This window comes from Streptococcus parasanguinis (genome assembly GCF_001578955.1).
GTDB lineage: Bacteria > Bacillota > Bacilli > Lactobacillales > Streptococcaceae > Streptococcus > Streptococcus parasanguinis_U.
Genome location: NZ_KQ969690.1, coordinates 427876 through 430651 on the forward strand (window position 1 = coordinate 427876; position 2776 = coordinate 430651).

Consider the following 2776-nt stretch of genomic DNA (forward strand, 5'->3'; position numbering starts at 1 on the left):
GGAGTATTGGACTACAATGCTGAAACAGCTGAAAAAGCAGTTGCTGAGTTGTCCGCAGAAAATGCTTTTGCGGTCGTTGCTGATGTATCCAAACAAGCAGAAGTAGCTGCAGCTTTCCAAAAAGTTGTTGACCATTTTGGAGATTTGAATGTTGTCGTGAACAATGCAGGTGTTGCACCAACTACACCACTTGATACAATTACAGAAGAACAATTTACACGTACATTTGCTATTAACGTTGGTGGTGTGATTTGGGGTGCACAAGCGGCTCAAGCTCAGTTCAAAGCACTCGGTCATGGTGGGAAGATCATCAATGCGACTTCACAAGCAGGGGTTGTCGGAAATCCAAACTTGACCATCTATGGTGGGACCAAGTTTGCTGTTCGTGGGATTACGCAAACCTTGGCGCGTGACTTGGCTGATTCAGGCATTACTGTCAATGCCTATGCACCTGGTATCGTAAAAACTCCAATGATGTATGATATCGCTCATGAGGTTGGGAAGAACGCAGGTAAAGACGACGAATGGGGTATGCAAACATTCGCTAAAGATATCACTTTGAAACGTCTTTCAGAACCAGAAGATGTGGCAGCAACGGTTAGCTTCCTTGCTGGACCAGATTCAAACTACATTACAGGCCAAACCATTATCGTGGATGGTGGAATGCAGTTCCATTAAGATAAAAAACAGAGGTTGGGATCAACATCCTAACCTCTTATTTTTTATGCTATTTAGTTAATACAATGGTATCAGAAGGATCACGATCGTCATCTTCAATAGTGAGTTGGTTACCTTCTAGTTTATAATATTTGAGATCATCCCCCACAGTGAGAGTATGATTGTCAGTGTGAATGGTTACAGGCTTGCTTTCTTTCTCGCCATCCCTTTCAAGCTCTTCCCATGTGCCCGTCGTACCAGAGAACGTCAGAGTGATCTGATCAGTTTCATCAGTTCCCTTGTATGTCCCATCTAGATTTTCAGCTTGGCTAGACGTTTGAGAATCTTTAGAGCTTGAAGCACTCGAAAAACCTGTTGTGAACTAGCAGAGCTTGCAGGTGTTTGAGCTGTCTGATTCGAGCAGGATGCTAAAAGACCAAGAACTGCCAGTGAGGCAAGAGAAAGTGTGAATTTATTGGACAATGTCATCGACTTATCTCCTTTCTTTGATAATCCAAGTATAGCAGAGGATAGAGGAGAAGACAATGAAAACGATTTTTCAGAAAAGGAAAAAAGGAAATTACTACTTAAGTTCGATAACATCGATATTTAGTGTGTAGTAAATTTTGTAATTCCATTTTTCATCATAGCTGCCATGTGCTGTAACTTTATTAATAAATTTATATCTAGAATCATTGATATATTTGCGAAAACCACGATTATATTTTCTATCAACGTAGCCAATGAATACACCATCAACAATGACTTTGATAGCATAAGGATCATATTCATTATCTATCTCTTCTTCTAATATTACATTTTCAAATTCAATAGTGGCAAAATCTTTTTCATCACCATGTGTTCTATTATAGAATGGAGCAAAGGCATTTTCCCTGTATATTGATCCTTTTACATCAATTTCTCGTCGATATACATATCCCATATCGTATTCTTTTTTTAGATCGGTTAATTTTTTGTTCAGTTCACTTTGTTTAGATTTTAAGAATTGGATCTGCTCAACAAAAACCTTTTGTTTATTTAAGATTTTTAAACTAAACCAATTTGTATTATTAAATTGAGTATATAAAGCTTTAATTTCATTATCTACATCATATATTTCTTGTTTACAATTTTGGATTTTTTCTAATAGTAGAGTTTTATATGATTTTGCCATTGTTTTATCCATTTATCTTATAGTATTCATTAAAAAGATTAGAGTTTATGAATGATTAATATTTCAAAATTTAAAGTATTTTTTGTTTTATTATATCATGATTATCAAAAAAACCACTCCCAAAAGGGAAGTGGTTCTGTGTTGGTTCTTATTTGAGACCGTATTTTTTGTTGAAACGATCCACACGTCCATCTGCTTGAGTGAACTTTTGACGTCCAGTGTAGAATGGGTGTGAGTCTGATGAAATTTCAACACGGATCAATGGGTAAGTTTCACCTTCGAATTCAACTGTTTCGCTAGAGTACTTAGTTGAACCGCTGAGGAACTTGTAACCAGTAGTAGTGTCCATGAAGACAACAGGGCGATATTCTGGATGGATATCTTTTTTCATTTTGCAATATTTCCTTTCTGCCATGGTCTCTTTCCGAGCCATAGATTGTTACTAAGCTAGTTTATCAAATTTCTAGGATCTTGACAAGTATTTTCACTAATTTTATTTAAAATAATGATCAAAAAATCACCTTGGCTAAGCCAAGGTGATGATGATCAGATTATTGTTCAGATTGATTTGGATCTTTTGGTGCTTCAACTGGTTGATCAGCTTTTCCTTCAGTGTGTTCGTGTGATTCTTTTTTGATTTCATTTACAGCAGTTTTTACAGTAGAAGTTGTCACACGTCCAACTGTTTGGGCAAATCCTTTACCAGATTCAGCAAGCTCTTCGAAGGTTCCTTTAGTGATTTTACCACCTGACATCGCCAAGAGACCAGTCACAACAATAGCGATTGATGCGATCAAAGCAAGGATCAACCCAAAGCCGATTGAAACGCCATAGCCATTGAAATTAGCAGTGTACTTGTTCACACCAAATACATCGATCAATGCAACGACAGTTGCGATAGCACCTGAGACGATAACACCAATTGCCAACCCTTTTGGCAATGAA

General features: G+C 37.2%; 4 protein-coding genes and 1 pseudogene. 1 reads left to right on the forward strand and 4 read right to left on the reverse strand.

Features of this window, described 5'->3' with window-relative positions; translation table 11 throughout:
• Positions 1-678: (S)-acetoin forming diacetyl reductase (locus SPADD19_RS05935; RefSeq protein ID WP_061455510.1), on the forward strand; the 678-nt coding region annotated here is incomplete at its 5' end.
• 49 nt (positions 679-727) lie between these two features.
• Here the strand turns inward: SPADD19_RS05935 and SPADD19_RS05940 are convergent.
• The 4 genes and pseudogenes from SPADD19_RS05940 to SPADD19_RS11605 form a co-directional block, all read right to left on the reverse strand.
• Positions 728-1146, reverse strand: a pseudogene (locus SPADD19_RS05940) (SP_0198 family lipoprotein).
• A 94-nt stretch (positions 1147-1240) separates the two neighbouring features.
• Complete coding sequence (locus tag SPADD19_RS05945; RefSeq protein ID WP_061455511.1) at positions 1241-1831, reverse strand: HIRAN domain-containing protein; 591 nt, start codon at positions 1829-1831, stop codon at positions 1241-1243.
• A 148-nt stretch (positions 1832-1979) separates the two neighbouring features.
• Entirely contained in the window at positions 1980-2222 is a 243-nt protein-coding gene (locus tag SPADD19_RS05950; RefSeq protein ID WP_003016441.1) for a type B 50S ribosomal protein L31, read from the reverse strand.
• 160 nt (positions 2223-2382) lie between these two features.
• Positions 2383-2776 (reverse strand): lantibiotic ABC transporter permease (locus tag SPADD19_RS11605; protein WP_128861594.1); only part of this gene is annotated, 394 nt, incomplete at its 5' end.